General features: G+C 65.3%; 8 protein-coding genes. All 8 read right to left on the reverse strand.

Features of this window, described 5'->3' with window-relative positions; translation table 11 throughout:
* Positions 1–25: 25 nt before the first annotated feature.
* Positions 26–11,992, reverse strand: a complete 11,967-nt coding sequence (locus CO675_RS35290) for a filamentous hemagglutinin family protein (RefSeq protein ID WP_097676496.1) — start codon at positions 11,990–11,992, stop codon at positions 26–28.
* A gap of 146 nt (positions 11,993–12,138) precedes the next feature.
* Positions 12,139–13,134, reverse strand: a complete 996-nt coding sequence (locus tag CO675_RS35295; RefSeq protein ID WP_097676497.1) for a FecR family protein — start codon at positions 13,132–13,134, stop codon at positions 12,139–12,141.
* 94 nt (positions 13,135–13,228) lie between these two features.
* Positions 13,229–13,732 (reverse strand): RNA polymerase sigma factor, encoded by a 504-nt coding sequence (locus CO675_RS35300; protein ID WP_097676498.1) that lies wholly within the window; start codon positions 13,730–13,732, stop codon positions 13,229–13,231.
* Positions 13,733–13,742: 10 nt separating this feature from the next.
* Complete coding sequence (locus CO675_RS35305) at positions 13,743–14,390, reverse strand: secretin and TonB N-terminal domain-containing protein (protein WP_158231354.1); 648 nt, start codon at positions 14,388–14,390, stop codon at positions 13,743–13,745.
* A 229-nt stretch (positions 14,391–14,619) separates the two neighbouring features.
* On the reverse strand, positions 14,620–16,908 hold the full coding sequence (locus CO675_RS35310) for a nitric oxide reductase activation protein NorD (RefSeq protein ID WP_097676500.1): 2,289 nt from the start codon (positions 16,906–16,908) through the stop codon (positions 14,620–14,622).
* Positions 16,909–16,922: 14 nt separating this feature from the next.
* Positions 16,923–17,735 (reverse strand): CbbQ/NirQ/NorQ/GpvN family protein, encoded by an 813-nt coding sequence (locus tag CO675_RS35315; protein WP_283808135.1) that lies wholly within the window; start codon positions 17,733–17,735, stop codon positions 16,923–16,925.
* A gap of 49 nt (positions 17,736–17,784) precedes the next feature.
* A complete protein-coding gene (locus CO675_RS35320) occupies positions 17,785–18,804 on the reverse strand; it encodes an alpha/beta fold hydrolase (RefSeq protein WP_097676502.1) in 1,020 nt (339 codons plus the stop codon).
* A gap of 34 nt (positions 18,805–18,838) precedes the next feature.
* Positions 18,839–20,170 carry a purine-cytosine permease family protein gene (locus tag CO675_RS35325; protein ID WP_097676503.1) on the reverse strand — a complete coding sequence of 444 codons (1,332 nt, stop codon included), beginning with the start codon at positions 20,168–20,170 and terminating at the stop codon, positions 18,839–18,841.
* Positions 20,171–20,216: the final 46 nt, after the last annotated feature.

A 20,216-nucleotide genomic window follows, 5' to 3' on the forward strand; every position in this document is an offset into this window, starting at 1 on the left:
GCAGCGGCCGCCACGCAGGCTGAAGTCAGTTCGCGACCTGACGGCGCTCGTCCGGCGTCAGCTTCTTCATCTGCTCCGCGGTCAACTGTCCGTCGCCGATCAACTGGAAGGCGCTGTTCGGGTCGTATTGACTTTGCTTGTCGTTGCTGCGCCGCTTTTGATCGTCGCTGCCGTCGCCCCCGCCATAGCCGAGCACTTCGACGATGATGACGGAGGGCTGCTCGTTTGTTCGTGGCCGCGGCACGGCCGCCTGCTTGGCAGCTGCGCCCGCCGTGTTCGAGGCCTCGCTCAGGGCGCCCATGTTGGGGGCCTGGACCTGCGGCACGCCGATCACGCCACCCTGCGCCTGAATGTTGGCGGCGTTGACGATATGCAAGGCAGCGATGTTGACGAAGCTCGACGCGCGGATTCCGGCTTCGCCCGCATCGACGGTGCCGAGCGGCGCAATCAGATCGACGGTTCCGCGCGCCACCTCCGGGATCGGCTGCAACGTTGCGATGCCGGCACCGCTGGACGGCACCACCGGCGATATCGTGATGTTTCCGTAATTGTCGTAGGCGCGCTTGGGCGGTGTATAGATCACCGTCGTCTTGGCGCCGCGGCCGGCGTTGATGTCGCCCTCCGCCGACCAGATCACGATATTGCCGCCGAACGTGGTCATGATGCGCGACAGGCCCATCAGCACGCTGTTCTGCGAATAGATCTGGATGTTGCCCGCGCCTTGCGTGATCAGGCCGGCATCGGCGCCCGGCAGCAGCCCTTCGGTGCCGATCGTGACGCCGCCGCCCGGCGTCAAGAACTGGATGTCGCCGCCGAAATCGGTGTGAACAAAGCCGCTCGTGATCGCGAAGTTCGCCGCGCCGGGTGTGCCGGTTGCCGCAGTGAAGATCGTGATGTCGCCGCGATAGGCGGACTGGTTCGGGAACAGCGCCGCGACCGCCTCCCGCCCGCGCAGATAGGAGCCCGCGCGCGGGCCGCCGACCTCGTTGTATTCGCGCCCGCCCGCGGTCAGCTCGGCATAGTAGACCTGCCGCAGGAAGATGCGCTGCTGCTCGCCTGGCAGCGCGAGGAAGTAGCCGAGCGCATCGGCCTTCGCCCCACTATAGCCGAAGCGCTCCGTCAGCCAGGCATAGAGCTCGTCCGCGTAGGTCTTCGCCACCCTGCCGTGCTGGTCGGCGAGCGGACCGGCGGCTGCGAGATTGTCCGGATCGAGATAGAGCCTGGCAAAGCCGGTCCAGTCGACCTGCCCGACGCCGACTTCACCCGCGCCGACGCCGGCCTGCATCACGACGCTTGCGCCCTGCCGGCTGTCGCCGGCGACCAGTGCTCCGATGCTTTCGATCGTCGCCGTCGATCCCTGGTAGATGTTCTTGGCCGCCGTGATTTCGAAGGTGCCCGGTCCGGCGATCGCCCAGCCCCGATTCGCGGCGAAGTCGACCCCGGGCCAGCCGGCGTAAATGACGCTGCCGCCAGCCGCAATGGTCGACACATCGTTGGGATCGTTGTGGAGGATGAAGCCCTTGGTATTGACGATGTCACCGCCCGCAAGCATCCGCAGCGGTCCGCTTGCCTGATAGTAGGTATTGCTCACGTCGATGCCGGCAATCGTCTGGCGCACCGTAGCGATCTGCCCATAGGTGATTGCGGAGATGTCGCCACTCACGGCATAGATGCGCGACAGATTGCCGTCGTACGACAGCGCCCTGTCCTTGACCGTGTTTGCATCAAAGACGAAGGGATACCCGCCGGCATCATAGGCGTACACGGCCAGTGAGCTGCCACCGTCGCTCACGGCATTGCCACTCCAATAATTGGAAGCCGCGACGGTCAGTCCGATTGGACCGTTCAGGATTGCCCAGCCGGGCCGGAACGGCGTTGCGAGCGTCGACGGCGGCGCCATTGACGGGCCCATCAGGATCGTATCGCCGAAGATCGATCCTTGCGCGAGCACCTCCAGCACGCCGTCCTCCGACGGCAGCAGCGTCCCGTCGCCTGGATTGTAGATGCTGCCGTTGGCGGCGACCGCGCGCATGATCGAAGGCAGGAAGCGGAAATACGGCGAAGCGCTTCCCGGTGCAAGCGAACCGCCCGCCGCGAACTCGTTGACCGCGGTCGCCCCCGTCCACAGCGTGAACCAGCTCGCGCCCCGGCCGGCCGCGTTGCCGTTGTCGGCTGCCGTCAGGCTGGTGAGGCCGACACGGCCCGGATCGAGGATGGATCCCGCGGCCAGGTCGCCGCGCGCACGAATGTTGATCACGCTGTCGCCCGGAGCGAAATCTCCCCCGGCGAGCTTGGTCATCGAATAGGAGGTCAGCGGGTTGATCGGCCGCGGATCCACCCCACTGGCATTGCGGTCGTTGGTTGCGACGAGGCTGCCGAAATCCCCTGTCGCGACATCCATCGCTCCGCGCAGATTGACGAACTGATTGCCGCCGGTGCCGACATAGCCGGCCCTCACCGACATTGTGCCGCCGCCGGTCTGCACCAGGGAGCCATCGGCCATCACGCGACCGCTGCCGCCGACGGCAATGACCAGACCCCGGCCCACGTCGCCGATCGTGCCGCCGGCCTGCAACGTGACGTTGCCGCCGCCGAGCGTACCGAGGCCGGAGAACGCCGATAGTCCCAAAGACAAGATGCTCGGGTCACGGACTTGATCGAGCGTATAGCTGCCGAAGTTGACGCCCCAGGCGGTCCGCTGACCAATCTCCGAGCCGCCCTGGCGCCACAGCCAGGACCCGATCTGGGTTGCTCCCTTCGTCAGCGTGCCGTTCAAGTCGCCTTGCGCCACCAGCAGGAAATCGCCGCCATGTTCGGGGTAGTACATCCGCTGCGAGCCGAGCGTCGCTTCATAACCTGCATTGGCCGATCCCAGCACCGTGCCGTCGGCCAAAGTGCCCCGGTCGACATTGTAGGGATCATTCTCCGCCGTGCCGGTCGTCCTGATCGCGGTGCCTGCGGTATAGACCCCGAACGGCGATTGCTGGTCGTAGTCGCCGCCGGCGAGAATTTCGAGATTACCAGTGCCGGTGCGGACGACGCTGACGCCTGGTGAGGACGGCTTGTTGATGGTGACGCTGAACGGATCGTTCAACACCACGTTACCCGAACCGGCGAGCGCACCGACCGTCTGCAGCGCGCGGCTGTCGGCGCTGGCGAGATCGGCGCCGCCGACGAGCCGCATCGACCAGGATTGCGTTCCCGGATCGAGCATTGGCGAAGTCGCCCAGATCTGGCGATCGCCTGGTCCGGTCAGATTGACGTTCGTCATGCCGGCCGGCAGCACTGTCCCCTTGGGAAGCGGAGTATCGGCCGTGAACGTGTATCCGCCGAACAGGACAAGGCTGGTCCCCGCCGGCAGATTAACAGGCTCAAGCGCCAGACTGTTGAATGCATTGATGAAGACCCTTCCGGTGAAATAGAGGCCTTTTTCGAATACAGTGCCGGCCGGAAACACCGTTCCAACGGGAATCGTATCACCCGGGTTGTAAATCTGGTCCGGCGTGATGATACGCCCGCCATTCACCTTCCTTGCTGGCGTGGGGGGTCCCCTCACCGTGAAGTCCTCCGTCAATTTGATCGCGACGGGAAGCGGATTTGCGGCGTCCGGGCTTCGCTCGACACTTCCGCCGACGAGGTTGAGCTCCATGTTGATGGTGCCATTGCTCGAAATCGTCGAGCCGGCACCGAGGAGCACACCGCCCGTTTTGACCGTGTAGGCGTCCGACAAGGTGCCGGAGACGATCACGGTCACTGCATCGGGTGACGCCGGTGGCGGCGCGAAGCCGTCATTGATGCTGCCGTTGATCTTGAGATCATTGGCGGCCCGGACGACGAGCGCGCCCGGCTCGCCCGAGCCCCGCACGGCCGGATCAGCATTCGGCCCGTAGCGATAGCCGGAGAGATCCAGATCGCCCTTCGTCGACAGATCACCGCTCGAGGTGATGGCAACGCCGGGCCGCAGATGGAAGGCCGAGCCATAGGCCGCAAGCCCGGCCAGGCGGTTCTGCAGATCGCCATTCTGGAGCGCCGCGTTGATGAACTTCGTGCTGTCGTCATGCAGGCCGTCGAGATAGGCCTGATCGATGGCGCTGCCGCCCGGAAGATCGTAGGTGCGGAAGCCGTTCATCGCGATACTGCCGGCACCCCGGATATTGAGCGATCCGCGCGCGTCGATTGCGATATCGTTGGCGCCCGCACCGTCCCCGCCGGCACCGCCGCGGCGCGGCGCGTTGAGCTCGAGCCTGCCGCGGGCCACACCGTCCGGCGATGTCATGTCGATGGTCGCGCCCGCGGCCAGCGTCATTGTGCCGTGCGTGGCGGTGAGTTCGACGTGCGCGGTGTTGTTCGCTTCGATCGGCGCGCCGTAAGAATCGGTCTGCAGCACACTGCCGTGGACATCGAGCACGGCATTCGAGGTGAGCCTCAGATCGTCGCGCGCGGACAGGCGGATGGTGCCGGGCTTGGCCCCGCCCGCGTCGATCCTGCCCGCGACTGTGAGGCTGCCTTGATCGACCGAGACCGCGAGGTAGCGCGCCTTGACGCCATCGCCAATGACAAGGCTGCCTTGACGGAGATCGAAGCTGCGGGCGCTGAAGAATCCGGCATCGTTGAGCTTGGCATTCAGCGCGGCGAAATCGCCGAAACTCTGCGCCGCGACCGTGAACTGGCCGCTGTCGAAACCACCCGTCGATGATCCCTTGAGCGTGCCGCCGAACGCGACCTGCCCATGCGCAGCGTCGATCGCCTTGGCCGAGATCGAGCCCGCGGCATTGATTGCGGCGGAGACGTCGATGACCGAGCCCGCGTTCTGGACGATATTGCCGTTCGTGGAACTCAAAATGAGATCGCCGCCCCAACTGAACTTGGTGACGTCGAAGAAGGCGATACCGCGGCCCGACAGATCGATCATTGCGTTTCCGCCAAGCACGACGTCGTGCGTCGCATTGAGCGTCAGCTTGCCCGAAGGCAGCGCGAACGCGGTGTCGAGCAGGACACTGTCGCCGGTGAAAGAGAGCGTGCCGCCGAGATCCGTCACGCTACGCGTATCGGCGGGAGCGCTTCCGGCCGGCGTGACCAGCCGCAGGGCTGCGCCCGCGCTGACGTCGAGCTTTGCCCCACCGCTTGCCGTGATCAGCGGGGTCGCAACAGTGAGAGCTCCGCCTTGTAGGGCGCCGCTACTGTCCTGGCTCTGGCCGACCTTCAGCGTGCCATCGCTGTTCGCGGTGAGGTGCTTCGCCGCCGTCAACGTAACGTCCGAAAAGCCGAGGATGAGACGGTTCAGCGTTGCACCATCGGTCGGCCTGCTGTGCACAGCGTCGTAGCCGAACAGGATCTCATTGGCCGCGATGGCGAGATGCCCCGATCCCGTGCCGGGCCCGCCGGGCACAACGGCGGCAGGCGCCTGGCTGCCAAAGGGGCCTGACGAGGAGCCGCTGCCGCTGCGGATACCGTTCCAGATCATCGTGTCGGCGGTAATGCTCGCGGTCTCACTGCTCGAACCAAGGCCATAGACCGCCGGCGTATTGAGAACGAATTCGAGCGGATCGGAGGTGGAGCCGCCCTGGCGCGTGGCATCCAGGTCGACGTTGCCGATCAAATTAAAGGAGCCACTCGCTGTGATGACGAGTTGTTCGAGCGCCGGACTCCCCGCGGTCGTCGACGGCCGCAACAGCTTGTCGAGCACCGTCTGGGTCAGGTTCCATCCGGACGGCAACCGGCCCGCGGCCCGCATCGCTGCTAGCGCAGCCTCGGTGCCGACATTGACCTGTTCCTGCGTCACATTGAGATAGCGCGCGGCGAAATTGACGTCGCCCATGGTGAGGCCGCCCGGCCCGGCCAGCACGATGCTGCCATCGGTAAGCAGCGAGGCGCCGCTCGCGATGTTGATCTTGCCCGGTCCAACCGCATTCAGGAACTGGAACCAGCCATTGGCGACCGCGAGCACGGCCGGACTGCCATCGGGCGTGGCCGTCGAATACGGCGCGATGTTGGAATAGACATAACCGAGCGTCGAATCGACGGCGTTGTTGTTCAGCCCACGCGTATCGATAGTCGCGCCACCCGCCATGTTGACGGCCTTGCCGACCAGGAACACCCGGCCCGCGCGGATGGTGGCGCCATCGAGCAGGTTGACGGCTTCGGTTGAGACCCCGCTGAAAAAAATCTTGGCGCCATCGCCGGGGCCTTCCGCGTAGAAAGTGCTCGTGCCACCGAGCATGAGCGTCGGTGCCTTGAAGGCATTGATGACGTCGCTCGAAACCGTCGTGTGCCCGGCGACGGGCGTTGCGCCTGGCGCCGCGATGTCGAGCACGGCAGCCCCCAACGGGGAGAGCGACGGCTTGATGATCAGCGTGCCGTCAATGCCGCCTTTGGCGCCATCGAACAATGCGGTGCCGGCAAAGGACAGCGAGCTGCTGCCGTCGAGCGGCGGCAGAAGACTGATTTGAAGCACCTTGCCGTCTTCCGGCAAACGCGGCCGGAAGCCGCCGAACGTGGCCGCCTGCGCGCGCTCGAAATCGGCATAGCTGGTCTCGTTGTATTGCGAATAGAGCCGCGTGGTCTGGCCGGAGGTCAGGATGACGCGCGTCGGCAGCGTATCCTTGATTCCGGTATTAGCGATGCCGAGAAAGCCCGACGCGACCACGGAGCCATTGCCGGCAGTCACCGGAGGCATCACAGTCGTTCCGGTCGCGCCGAGCTCGACGCGATAGCCGCCCGGCACCAGCGCGTAGCTTGATGGCAGCAGCGTGTAGGTGCCCGCCGGCACTCCCGGCGCGCCGGAGGGAAGCGTGATCTGCTGGCCGATCACGGGATCGCCGGCGCCGTTGGTCGCGATCACCGGCGCGTAATCGACCGCGGATCCCGGTACGATCGCATAGACCTTGTTGCCGGCGGTGCTGTAGCTGTTGACCGGATTGGCGTTGACGAGCGCCGTCTTCAGCACGTCGACCGAGCCGCCGCGGCCGGAGATGAAGCCCGCGCCAGTGAGTTTGCCGCCGCCGGTGAGATCGAGCACGGCTCCGGCCTCACCGATGACTGATGCGGCGTTGATCGAGATACCGGCTGCGATCAGGACGTTACTTGCATGATCGTCATAGGAGGCGGCCGCCAGATTGCGCAGCGTACCGTCCGCGCCCTGATAGGCGACCCCGTCCGAGGTCCCGCCAAAAGGAATGACCAGGCCGGCCGCGCTCGCGGAGGTGATGCTGCCGCTGCGGAAGGTGACGCGCGCATTGGACGGCGTATTGTTGACAACGATACTCGTATAATTATTGAACCAGATGCGCCCCAGCGGTGCACGTACGACGCCGCCCTGATCGACATTGGCTGCAATTAAGACCAGATCGCCGAACACCGACGCAGGAACCGCCGGGGTTGCGTCGTCGTTGCGCCGAATGATGAGATCCGCGTCGGGATCATAGGCGGAAAAGGTCCCGCTCGGACGAAGCCCGACCTTGATGACGGCAACCGCGCCGCTCAACGGATAGATCTGGTCCGCGGTCAGCGCGAGGTTTTCGACATCGAGCCCGCCGGTACCGAAGCGGATGTCGCCGCTGCTCTGCAGCGCGACCTGATGAAAACCACGAGCGTCGAATGGAAGGCTGATCGGACGACCAGGTCCGAGATCCACAGCACCGCTGCCCTGATCACCGGTGGCTCCGAACTGGACGGCGCCGTAGACATCGATCAAATCGCTGGAGATTGTGAAGCTTCCGCCCGCAGCCGGGTTCCGGACGCGGAGATTGTTGATCCCGGGGGAATACCCAACCGCCGTCTGCGCATCTGCGGCGTTGTAGACGCCATCAAGCCTGACATAGGGCGCGGACAAAGTGACGGTGCTGTTGGGCGTGCCGGCCGCCGCCGCAATGACGCCGCTCGACAGCCGAAGGCTGCGCGACAGGCTGAGATCGACATTGCCGTCAAACACGAGAAGATCGCGCGTGTAGAGCGCGAGCGAGCCGAAGCCGCCCTTCTCGACCTGATTGACACCAATCACCGTCCGCCCGAACTGCAGCGCCGGATCGGCCTGGCCGGGCGACAGACCGGCGCTCAAGCCGCTACCCGTAGCGTTCTGCACCAGCGTGATATCGCGAGACCTCTGGAACTCCGGCGGCAGTTCGCTGCTGGCATAGGGCGAACTGGAGTCGGGCTGGCCGACGATGTAGCCACGCCACGACATGGTCAGGTTCAGCGCGCCGCCGGACGCGCCGCTGCCGCCCGCCGCCGCGCGCAAGGTGCCGTCGAGCGCCATGCCGAAGCTGGAATAGAGCGAGATCGTCCCGCCATCGCTCGCGGCAAGAGTCGGGATATAGCGGTTGCCGCTCTGGACATCGACCACCGCGGAGGTGCCCGACGCATCGATCAGCGCACCCGGGCGAACGATCACGAAGGCATCGCTGACAATGGGATATTTGGGATCCAGCGCCCCTGTGCCGCCGATGCGGATCGTCCCGCCGTCCGGCACGACTGCGTAGGAGATCCCATGGTCATCGCGCCCGACCGCGTCGCGCGCAGAGACGTCCAGCACCGCGTCGTCGCCGATCCAGAACGAACGCGTCAGGCCGAACTCGCCGTAACCCATGTTGTAGCGGGTGTCGCCGGGTGCATCCTGCAGGCTCGTGATCAGGATATTACCGGCAGGTGCCTTGATCGCACCGTCGATCACGGTCTGGCGATTTGCGAAGATCGAGACCGAATGCCCTGGATCGACGTCGATCGATGCGCCCTTCGCCAGTGTGAAATCGTGCAGGCTCCAGAACGTCAGATCGGCGCCGACCCGCTGCGTGGCGCTGCGCGCGAAGGAATTGATCGTGAATCGAGGGGGCGTCCAGAGCTCCGCGGCCTCCGTGACGAGGCTCCCGCTGGGCGTGGTGAAACTGCGCGAGGTGAAGCGATAAACCGGCACCTCGGCGTCCACGCGGACACCTTCGCCGATCCGGATGCCGGTGTTGCTGCTGATGTTGTAGGCCGTGAAGCCGGACTGGAAGATCGCTGGATCGAGCACCAGCGCATCGGCCACGGCCTTGCCGATCGCGATCTCATGGCCTGCGTTGAGCGTCAGCGTGCCGCCACCGGTGAAGCCATAGGCGCGGATCGTGCCGTCGAGGATGAGCGGGTTGGTGAAGAACTGCGTCCAGGCTAGATGCGAATAGTCATTGGCCACGAGGCTGGCATTGCCGCCCTTACCGCCCTTCGTCTTGCCGGTCACCAGGATGGCACCACCCGACGACACATCGACCTGCGACCCGCCCGCGAGCGTGATGCCGCCGGTCGTCGAAACGGTGAAGTTGCCGCCATCGACATGTGCCTGGCCGGATATATCCGCTCCGGTCAGCGCGTTGCTCCACAGCCCGCTGAGATCGACGGTAACGTTCTCGCCGACCGTCACCTGCGACTTGCCGTCGGCGTCTCGCAGCGCCCACCATTGCTCGTTCTGGCCCTGGCCGAATACGGCATGCATGAGATTGGTCAGCGTCACGCTGCCACCATGCGCCGTGACGTTCGCGCCGATCTCGACATGCGGCGCCATGAAGGTCACCTGCGCGCCGGGAGCAAGCTCGAGCGGCGCCTCGACGCGGATGTCCTTGCTGCTCGCAACACTGAGACCGCCCAGCCTGGCGGCACTGAGCGCGTCCGAATTGAACAATGCAGTCCCGATCCGATCGTCGGGCAGGACCGACGTGGCGTTCAGCGCATCGGTGATCTCGGGCGTCCGGCCGAAGACGACCTGCGCGGCAGATGCACCGGTGAGGCCAAGCCCCGAATAGCCCCCGAGCGCGAGCCTGCCCTGGAGCGGCGCGACATTCTGGGACAGCCTGTAGCCGTCGGTGGTGCCGTCCGGCCGCGCGGTCGTCTGGCGCGAACCGGTGACGACATCAGCAACGATGTTAGCTTCGAACACTGCCGTCGGCGTCGACAGGACGAGAGAGCCGGCGTCACGGCCGATGGTGTAGCCGTCCTCCCAGCGGGTGGTCACGCGGCCCTTGCCGAACGGGCTGGTCCAGATCTCGGTCAGATTCGGTGCGACCTTGCCGCCGAGCATGTGCTCGCGAATGAAACCCCCACCGAAGCCGTAGAACTGCATGTCGGCGCGCGCCTGGTTGGCGCTGTAGAGACGGCCGTCCGCGCCAAGGAAATTGGTGGTGCGGATGTAGCCGCCCTGATAGCTGACCGAGCCGCCGGAGACGTCGAATACCGCGCCCTTCTGCGCGACGACTTCCTGCGCCGACAGCGTGACGGTGCCGCCCACCGCGGCCCATTCGCCGATCCGGTGGGCGGTATTGGCGAGATATCCCGAGACCTCGAGCAGGCCACCCGGCGTGTAGTAGCGGTCGGTCGCATAGCCGCCGGTGCCTGCCGGCAACAACACCAGATCGCGCGCGTCGATCCAGACATCCGCGTTCTTCAGATTGTCCCGATCACGATTGGCGGGCGAGTCGCGCAGCTCGTTGCCCTGCACGTTGATCAGGAGATTGTTGGTCGACATCGGCAGCAGCACGCCGCGCACGCCCGAGACGTCGATGATCGATCCGCTCTCGGCGAAGACGCGGCGACCGGCGCTGACCGCCACCTGACCGCCTTGCGCCTGCGTGGTCGAACCGTCCTTGAAGTTGACGCTGCCGCCGCTGACGATCTCGATACGTCCTTGGTCGAGCCGGTCAGAAAGCAGCGAGAGGTTATCGAACTGGGCGTTGGCGACCGGGGCGTGGGTGAAGGCCTTGGAATCGGCGACCAACTGGCTGCGTTGGCTGTCGAGCGCGGTGTCGCTGCTGTCGAGCTCGGGCAGGATCGCGGTCAGGCTGCCGCCGGAGAGCGTGATGCTGCCCGCGGCATCGGAGGCCGCGTTGAGGAGATGGATGGTGCCGCGGGTGTTGACCGAGGTCGTGGCGACCAGCACCCCGTTCTGGGTGATGCTGCGGCCGGCAAGCGTGATGTCGCCTTGCTGGCTGAAGATCAGGCCGGAATTGCCGACGGCCGCGACCGCGTCGCGCACGATCGGCGAGATTTCGTTGCCGCGCGTGGTCGAGGCCTGGTTGGCGTCCGTGCTGTGACCCGGCCGTAACAGGAAGTCGTTGCCGGCGGCGAGCTGCACCTGACCTCGCGGTGCGCTGATCGATCCGGCATTGCTGACCTCGGTTCCCATCAACAGGACGAAGCCGCCCCCCTGCGTCACCGACGACGGTGCGCTGGTCGAGATCAGCGCGCCGGCCTCGACCCTCACCGCGCCGCGGGCATCGGTGAAGCTCGGCGCGTATTGGCCGCCGGACTGCTGCGAGTAGATGCCGTTGCGCAGGAACTGGGTGTCGGTGATGTTGGCGGTCGAGGCGATCAGCGAGCCGACATTCACCTGGCTCGCGCCGCCGAAGATGATGCCGTTCTGATTGATCAGATAGACCGAGCCGTCGGCCTTGATATTGCCGAGGACCTGGCTCGGCGCCGTGCTGCCGACGACGCGGTTGAGCGCCACCCAATTCGCATGGCCTTGCTGGTCGAAGGTCAGCGTGGTGCGCGCGCCGACGTTGAATGAGTTCCAGTTGAGGATCGCCTGCGCCCTGGTCTGCGCGATGCCGACCTGGGTCTGACCGGCGGCATCGATCGCCTGCGTCGGCGCATTCGCGCCCTGCCATCCCGGCGCCACCTGCAGGCCGCCGGGCGCAAGGCCGTTGGGCACGGCGAGCTGCGGCAGCGTCACCGAACGCTGCGAGGTCTGCGCCGCGGCACGCGCCGCGTTCTGCAGGCCCTGGATCGCCTGGATGGCGCGCGTGGCCCGCGCCATCGCATCCTGCCCTTGCTTGCCGGCTGCTGCCGCGTCCTGGGCTGCCGACTGCGAAGCCGCCATCGCCGCGGCCGACGGTGATACCGTCCAGCTCGATCCGAACGGGCGCGCGACCACCGGCGTGTTGGCGAGAAGTGCCGCGACGCTGACGCTGCCGAACAATGTGGTGCGAACGGTCGCGCGGGTGAGAGACCTGGAGAGTCGGGGAACCATGGAATCGCTTTCTTGCGCAGGGGCGACGACAGCCGAAGATTTCGCGTCTCAGCGCCAGTACCGAGACCCTCGCGGCTGTGACGATCCCGAATGGGCCGGCCCGCACACCGGACTCGAAATTTTTTGCAAGGCCGCGGCAAGCCTCCTCAGCTGAGCAGCACAATGCCGCCGGGAAGTGTTTTGGCTTTCACGCCAAAGGCTTGTTCGAGCTGCAGGAGAACCTCGTCGATCCGATCGATATGGAAGCGGCCGTTGATCAGATGGGCGTTGAGCCCGGCATTGACGATGAAGATCCGACCCGACCGGTACCGGTTGACCTCCTCCACCACCTTGGGCAGCGGCGTGTAACGGAAGATCAGCAATCCATCCTGCCAGGCCGCCTCGACGGCCGGATCAATCGCGACGATGTCGCTCAAGCGCCGCTCGTCATAGACGATCTGCTGCCTTTCACGAACAATACGGGCGTCCCCCTGATGCTCGACGCGAACCTCACCGCCGAGACAGGTGACACGAACCTCGGCTCCGAGGTAGCGCACGTCGAACGAGGCTTGCGATGCAACGGTTTGACCGCTGGACGCGATCACCGTCACCGGTCGGGACTGCTGCGGGGCCGTCGCGATCGATGCCTGTCCCGTGATCAATTCGATCCGGCTGGTGTCGCCATGATCCGGGCGCAGCGCGATGCTGGTTCGTGTGTCGAGGTTGACCGACAGATTGCCGCTCAAGGCAACCTTGCGCTGCTCTCCCGTACCGGTCCGGTAGTCGGCCGCAAGTTCGGACCATGATGGCCAGAGCTCGAGCGGGGGCCGCAGCGTCACGGCTCCGACGGCGGCAGCGGCGGTCGCAAGCCCCCCGCCGAGCACCAGCCTGCGGGTCATCACGCGCTTGGCTTCGCCGTCAAGCAACGCGCCGAGCGACGCTTGGTCATACCGGAGGTTATGGCCGGCCTGGCCGACCGTCTCCCAAAGCTTGCTTGCCGTGGCAAAGGCAATCGCATGGGCAGCGCTCTGCTGGCGCCACAGCTGGAATGCCTCGGCGTCCTCGACCGTTGCGTCTCCGGACGTCAAGCGCCTCACCCAGGCATGTGCCTCCCGCTCCATCGCGCCGAGCCCTATCGTCGATTTACCGCCTTCGCGCGTCATGCGGCCTTGCCTCGCCGCGCCGGCAAACGGCAGCCTATGCGGCCGAACCGTCCGCCTATCCACTTGACGTTCGCGATAGCCATCAACCGCACAACTATTTTCCCAGTTTCAGCGCGCAGTGTTCCTGGGCGATACGAAGTTCCTTCTCAACCAGGCGCAACGAGACTCCTAGCCGGCTGGCAATTTCCCGCTGCGGCATCCCCTGAAGCCGCGCGGCCAGCAGGATGACCCGGCGGCGCGGCGTCAGCTCCGCGATCGCCTTCTCCAGCACCTCGATCTCGAAGCGAGCCTCCGTGATCTGACCCGGCCCCGGCGCATCGTCCACAATGTGAAGCAGATCCTGAACCTCATTGCGCGCCAGACGCCGCTTTTCAGCCCGCTGCCGGTCGATTGCGACGTTGAAGGCCATGCGGAACAGATAGGCGGCCGGGCTCTGCACCGCCTCGGTGACCTCGGCCCGCCCGAGACGCAGATAGGTGTCCTGCAACGCATCGCCGGCAAGCTCCGCCGATCCGAGACGACGGCTCAGCCGCAGCTTGAGATCGTCATAACGGGCAGCCAGGAAGCTGCGCAGCATGGTCCGGGTTGCGTCGCTCATTGCGGCACGCTCAATTCACCCCACCGCTGGTCCGGATTGCGTCGATCCCGGCGCAGTCCTGCGTCCATTCCGGCGGTCGCGCCGCAACGACCATCGTGAGGGGCTGCGAGATGTCGGGCGGCGGCGCCTCGTTCATTCTCAATCCGCGAAGCGTCGTCTCGATCGCGCTGTCGACGCGGTCATCGCCTGTCTTGCTCAACAACCTGGTCTGGTGCACGGATCCCGTTGGCGCGATCCAGAACTGCACGGCGATCCGATAGCGGCCCGGCCGCAGCAAAGCGTCGCGGCAGAAAGCGTCCCGAACACGCTCCTGCACCACGGCATAGTAACGGGCGCGAATGATCGGATCGCCTTTTCGCGCATCGACGTCGGTCGTCGTTGGCTGCCCGGCGGCCGGAGCCGAGGGCACGATCACCACGGCATTCTCCGACGTCAGGCGGCCGACAAGGCCGGTGCCATCAAGCAGAATCTGCAAGGCCTCTGATGGCGCGAAGACGCCCCTCACCTCGCCCGAGCGCCGGCCAGTCGCAAGCCGCGCATCGTAAAGCACCTCACGCCGCGACGTGGCGCCGTAACTTTCCAGTGCGGATGTCAGGGGTTGCGACGGAATATCGAAGGCGAGGCGCGGCGCGGCGGCAGTCGGACTCTGCTGCCCCATCGCAACATCGCTGCCCGCACCCAGCATGCAGAGGCAGATCAAAACGCACAACCGACGAGCGTCTGAGGGGCGCCCTGCCAGGCCCCTCGAAAGATATCCATTGCTCATCGTATCCGCGTCGATTGTTTCCCGGGCGGGCGGCTGTGTCCAATCTGCAACGTTAGCGTCGAAGTGTGACAGCGGTGCGTAGGCTCATGGAATGGGATCCGAGCCCGCTCGCGGCGGCAGCTTATTTCTTCAGTTCCGCATAAAGCTGCATCACCCGTTGCGGCAGTACCTCGATACGCGGCACCCGGAGTGCATGGCGCTCGCCGAAAATGCGATCGAGCTGCGGAAATCTGTCCTCACCGATGCCGAAGGCAAAAATATCGGTGCCGCGCCGCCGCAGCTGCTGAGCGGCACGGCGCGCGTCCTCGACCAGATATTGCGAATCGGGCACGTCGACGTCGGACGGCTCGCCGTCGGTCAGGACCAGCAACACCTTGCGGAACGCACGCCGCCCCGCGAGGTAGCCCCCGGCGTGACGCAACGCGGCACCGAGCCGGGTGGAATGGCTGCTGCCAAGGCCCGCGAGACGCGAGCGCACGACGGCGTCCATCGGCTCCTCGAAACCCTTGATGCGGAGATAGCGCACGCGCTCGCGGCCGTCGGAACTGAAGCCGTGCACCGCGATCGCGTCATTGGCAGCCTCGACCGCCGTCGCCATGATCGCGGCGGCCTTGCGCTCGACGTCGAGAACCGTCCGGCCGCGACGATCGCGGTCCGCGGTCGATTGCGACAGGTCGAGCAGCAGCAGCACGGCAAGATCGCGCGGTCCCGGCGCATCGCGCTGGTAGACCCTCGGCTCGCTGATACTGCCGGCACGGCGCTCGATCGTCAGCGCGATCGCCGCGTCGATGTCGAGCGCGTCACCGTCGCGCTGGCCCTTGTGTCTGATGCGGCGGCCGATCGAGGCGTCGCGGGTCAACTCGGTGATCCAGCGCATCGCCTCGGATTCCGTCGAAGGGTCGAACGGCTGCGCGGATACCGCGGCATCAGCCTCCAGGATCGTGGTCCAGTCCGCTCGCTCGGTCCGCGTCGCATAGTCCCATTCAGGATAGGTCGCGACCGGAAATCCATCCAGCAGCGTGACCGCTGCGGCCTTCGCGCGCAGCGTTTCGTCGGGCTTTGCGTTGTCGTCGGTGGATTTTCCATCGGCGTCGTCGCGGCGCTCGATCCGCACCGAATCGACCGCAAGTTCGATCGTCTCAGTCGGGCTGTCCGGCTGATCGCCGAAATCCCACAGCGCCAGATTGTCATCGCGATAGGCCGGTTCGACGACGTAGCTCTTGGCGTTGAACTGCAGCCGCATCTGCCCGATGTCGTTGCCGAGCAGCCCGCCAATCTCGCGGCTGATGGCCGGATCAATCCAGCGGTCGGCGGCTGCCGCAAACAGCGCGCGCCCCTTGGTCACCCACGCATCCGGGTCCTGATAGTCCGGATCAATCAGCGCCCGCGCCAACCGCATCATCAGTCCGGCGGCAGTCGCCTGGCCTGATGGCGTCGCACTGTGAAACGGCAACCACAGCCGGCGCAGCCCGGGCATCTCGCCAAGCGCCAGCGTCTCGACCCTGGCATCCTCGATCAACGAGACCAGCGCGATCTGCAGCGCCTTCAGCCGCCCCACAGGAAAGCGGACCGTGGAGTGCACCAAATGCGCGCCGGCATGCGCGACCGCGGCGAGATAGATGGCATCCGCCCCCTCGCCCGCGAACCCAGGGAAGGTCTCCGGGAGGCCGATCAGGCCGGCGGCGAGCGAGGCGCGCCGCGGCACCGGCGTCGGCGCAACCGCAAGCTTGCGGAAACGCGGCTTCCTGTTCCAGAGCGCGATCGTGGTTGCGGCGAGGCGCTTTTCCAGGCGCGCAAGATCATCGCCGGTTCGGCCGACCGCGAACAGCCGAAGCGAGAGCGGATCGTCGAGCGCGAAATAGGCGCGCCGGCGCGAAGCGCGGCCGCCGCTTGCGCGCAAGCCGGCCGAAACCCAGGCGGAAAAATCGTCGGCCCCGGCATGTGCGAGCAGCGGCTCCAGCCGGCCGATCGCAAGGCCCACCGATTCCGGGCCTGCATCTGCGAGTTTGCCAAGTGCGCCAAGAACGGCGGCGAGTTCTTCAGCACGCCCTAGCCGCGGCAGCACCTTGGACAATTCGGTCAGCAACCCATGGGCAGTGCGGCTTCCGGCGCTCCGACCGATATCGCCTGCGGCGCGTCCGATCGCGATCAGATCATCGGTCGATCGCAGCGCCGGCCATTGCTCCGATAGTTTTAGAAAGCCCAGTACCACGGCCTGACCGAGATTGGCCTCGAACAGGTCGTGCACCGCCTCGTCCCAGGCCGCCAGACGATCGAACGAACCCATCCGGTGCAAGCTGGCCCGCGCCTTTTGCACCGCCACGGCGATCTCATCGTGGCCGCGCAAGAGCGCCGCAAGCCGGCGCCCGGACCGGAAGCCATCGAGCGAACTGATTTGCGCGACTGCCACCTCCGAATTTCCGTCTACGCAGAGGCCGAAATCACGTCACGTAACGTGTTCCTGGTGTCCGCATCGTCGGTCAGGGGAACGACGATCGTGGTCTCGCACGCCTTTTCGAGGCTGATGCCGCATCCGATCAAGCGGCCGGCATTGACCAGCATCCGGGTCGAAGCGCCTTCGTCGAGACCCTGCCCCTTCAGGTTGCGGCTGTGCTGGGCGATCTTCACCAGGAGATCGGCGAGATTGGGTTCGATGCCGGCCTCGCGCGACACCACCTCGGTTTCGGCCGACCGGTCGGGGTAGCCGAAATCCAGCGCCGCAAAGCGCTGCTTGGTGGATTCCTTGAGGTCCTTGATCGCGCTCTGGTAGCCCGGATTGTAGGAAATCACGAGCTGGAAATCGGAATGCGCGTGGATCAGCTCACCACGCTTTTCCAGCGGCAGCACGCGCCGATCGTCAGTCAGGGGATGGATCACGACCGTAGTGTCCTGGCGCGCCTCGACGATCTCGTCGAGGTAGCAGATCGCGCCAAGACGCACGGCCGTCGTGAGCGGTCCATCGCTCCACACCGTACCCTCGGCATCGAGCAGCCAGCGGCCCACCAGATCCGCCGCCGTCATGTCCTCGTGACAGGCGACCGTGATGAGCGGACGGCCGAGCCGCCAGGCCATGTACTCGATGAAGCGGGTCTTGCCGCAGCCGGTGGGGCCTTTCAGCATCACCGGCATGCGGCTCGCATAGGCTGCACCGAACAGTTCGACCTCATCCTTGAGCGGCCGGTAATACGGCTCCTGGCGGATGCGGTACTGGTCGAGCAGCAAAGCGGGATTGGACAAGCTCACGCCTCCCATGATCGCGCAGGCCGCCGTTCGCAACCGTTCAAACTCACGATGCGAGCAGCTCCTTGAGCTTGGTATCGATGAAGGCGACATCGACCGGGTTGGTCCCCGGCCCGCCCGCGAAGTGGCCCCAGATCGACGGTACCGGCACGAACTTGGCGTTCGGCATGTTCGCGACCTCGTTCTCGCTGTCCTCAGGCGGGAAGTAGAGATCGGTCTGCCCCGGCATGACATAGGCCTTGGCCTTGATCGCCCTCAGCGCAGCCTTGAAATCACCGTTGTAGATCTCGTTGGCGCTGATATCGCCATTCTGCCAGGTCCACAGCATGGTGAGCAAATTGTTCGCGTCCTTCGGCAGGAAGAAGCCTTCCCAGAATGCCACCAGGAAATCCTCCAGCGACGAATAACCCATCGTCTTGATGTCGAGCTGCTCGCGGTAGAACGCCTGCGAAAAGCCCCATCCGGCATAGACCCGCGCAGCAGCGCGCAGGCCGCGGGCCGGCTTGTCGGTGTACCAGCCCTCCTTCCAGGCTGCGTCCGCCGTGAGTGCGGCCTTCACGCCTTCGAGGAACACGTAATTGTGGCGCGAGCATTTCGCCGAGCCGCAGAACGGCGCCAGCAGATCCATCATGTCGGGATAGAGCGCACCCCAATGGAACGTCTGCAACGCACCCATCGACCAGCCGACCACCAGACGGATGTGCTTGATGCCGAATTTCTCGGTCACCAGCCGGTGTTGGGCGCGGACATTGTCATAGGCCGTCACCTGCGGAAAACGTGGCCCGTTGTAAGGCTCCGGCGTATTGCTCGGCGACGACGACAGGCCGTTGCCCAGCATGTTGGGAATGATGATGAAGTACTTCGCCGGATCGAGCGCCATGCCCGGTCCGATCAGCCATTCATTGTCGTAGTGCTGGCCGGAGTACCAGGTCGGATAGACGATCACGTTGTCCTTGGCCGCGTTGAGCTGGCCAAACGTCTTGTAGGCGAGCTTGCAGTCGCGGAGGGTCGCACCGCGCTGCAAGGTCAGATTGCCGAGATCATAGATCTGATAGTCGACGCTCATTGATGTACCCTTCTTGCTTGATCGAGCTTGTCGCTTAGGCGGGACGCGCCACCTTTTCGGTGGATTCCACCCGCGCGATCGCCCCATATACGATGCCGGCGACCAGCGCGGCCGATATCGCAGTGGACAACCCCGGCATCAGATTTTCAACCGCAAAGGCGCACAGCGACCCGATGCCCCAGGCGATGAACGGCTTCGCGCGCCAGTCGACGTCCGCACGCGACCCGGTGCGCAACAGATACTGATCGACCAGGATGATCGCGCCGATCGGCGGCACGAGGATGCCGAGCAGCGACAGCCACTGGATGAAGAACGCCCAGACGTTGCCCGCGGCGACGACGATGCCGATAGCGCCGAGGATCACGGCCATCAGCCGCATGTTGGTCCCGAGGATGCGCGACCAGCCGGTGGCCGCATTGTAAAGGCAATGCGAACAGACCGATCCGAGATTGGCGTAGAGGAAGATGAACGCGAGAATGCTGAGCCAGGTGAGCTGCTTGCCGTTCATGTAGCCGAACATGTTGTCGACACCGAATGGATTGGCATTCGGCACCGCAAGCGCAGCCGTCATCACGCCGCCGACCAGCATCGCCACCAGATTGGCGAACGGGAACGCGCTGAACGTGGCGAACAACGATGCCCGCGGGCTAGGCGCCCAACGGTTGAAGTCTGCGGTCACCGTGCCGGCGTCGATGAACAGCGCAAGCACCACCGTGAGGCCGACGCCCATCGACATGCTGGCGACGCCATTATTCCCGGCATAGCTGAAGATCGCCGCTGCCGTCGTGGTCGAGGCTGCGTCGGCCGCGACCCAGAGACCGAGGACGACAAAGAGCGGCACCGACGCCAGCCCGATATAGTGCAATCCCTTCACGCCGACGAAAGTGATGCCGATATAGAGCACGCCCGCGACGATGGTCATCGCCACATAGTTGAGGCCGTAGGTCGAGGAGATCAATGCTCCGGTGATGCCGGTCTGCACTGCATACCAGCCGAGCAGCAGGGTCGACAGCAGCCCCGACGCCAGCACATAGCCCTTCTTGCCGAAGACGATACTCGCGATCAGCGCGAAGTTCATGCCCTTCCGCGTGCCGATCAGGCCGAGCGCGCCCACATAGGCGAACATGATCAGATTGCCGATGATCATCGCCATCAGCGCATTCTTGAATCCCATCCCCAGCACCAGCAGCGATCCCGTCATCGCGCCGGTGATGATCATCGGAAAGCCCAGCCACACCATGGTGACCGAGAAGGCGCTGCGCCGGGCGCTGATCGGCACCGGCTCATGCTCGAACTCGTGGCCGAAAAGGTCGTCGATCTGCCCCTCGGCCTGATGCACCAGCCCGCTGTTTGCTTCGCTGCTCATGGTAACCCCCGTTTCCCGCTGCAACAATTTCAGAACCGCGCCGACG

This window comes from Bradyrhizobium sp. C9 (genome assembly GCF_002532045.1).
Classification (GTDB): domain Bacteria; phylum Pseudomonadota; class Alphaproteobacteria; order Rhizobiales; family Xanthobacteraceae; genus Bradyrhizobium.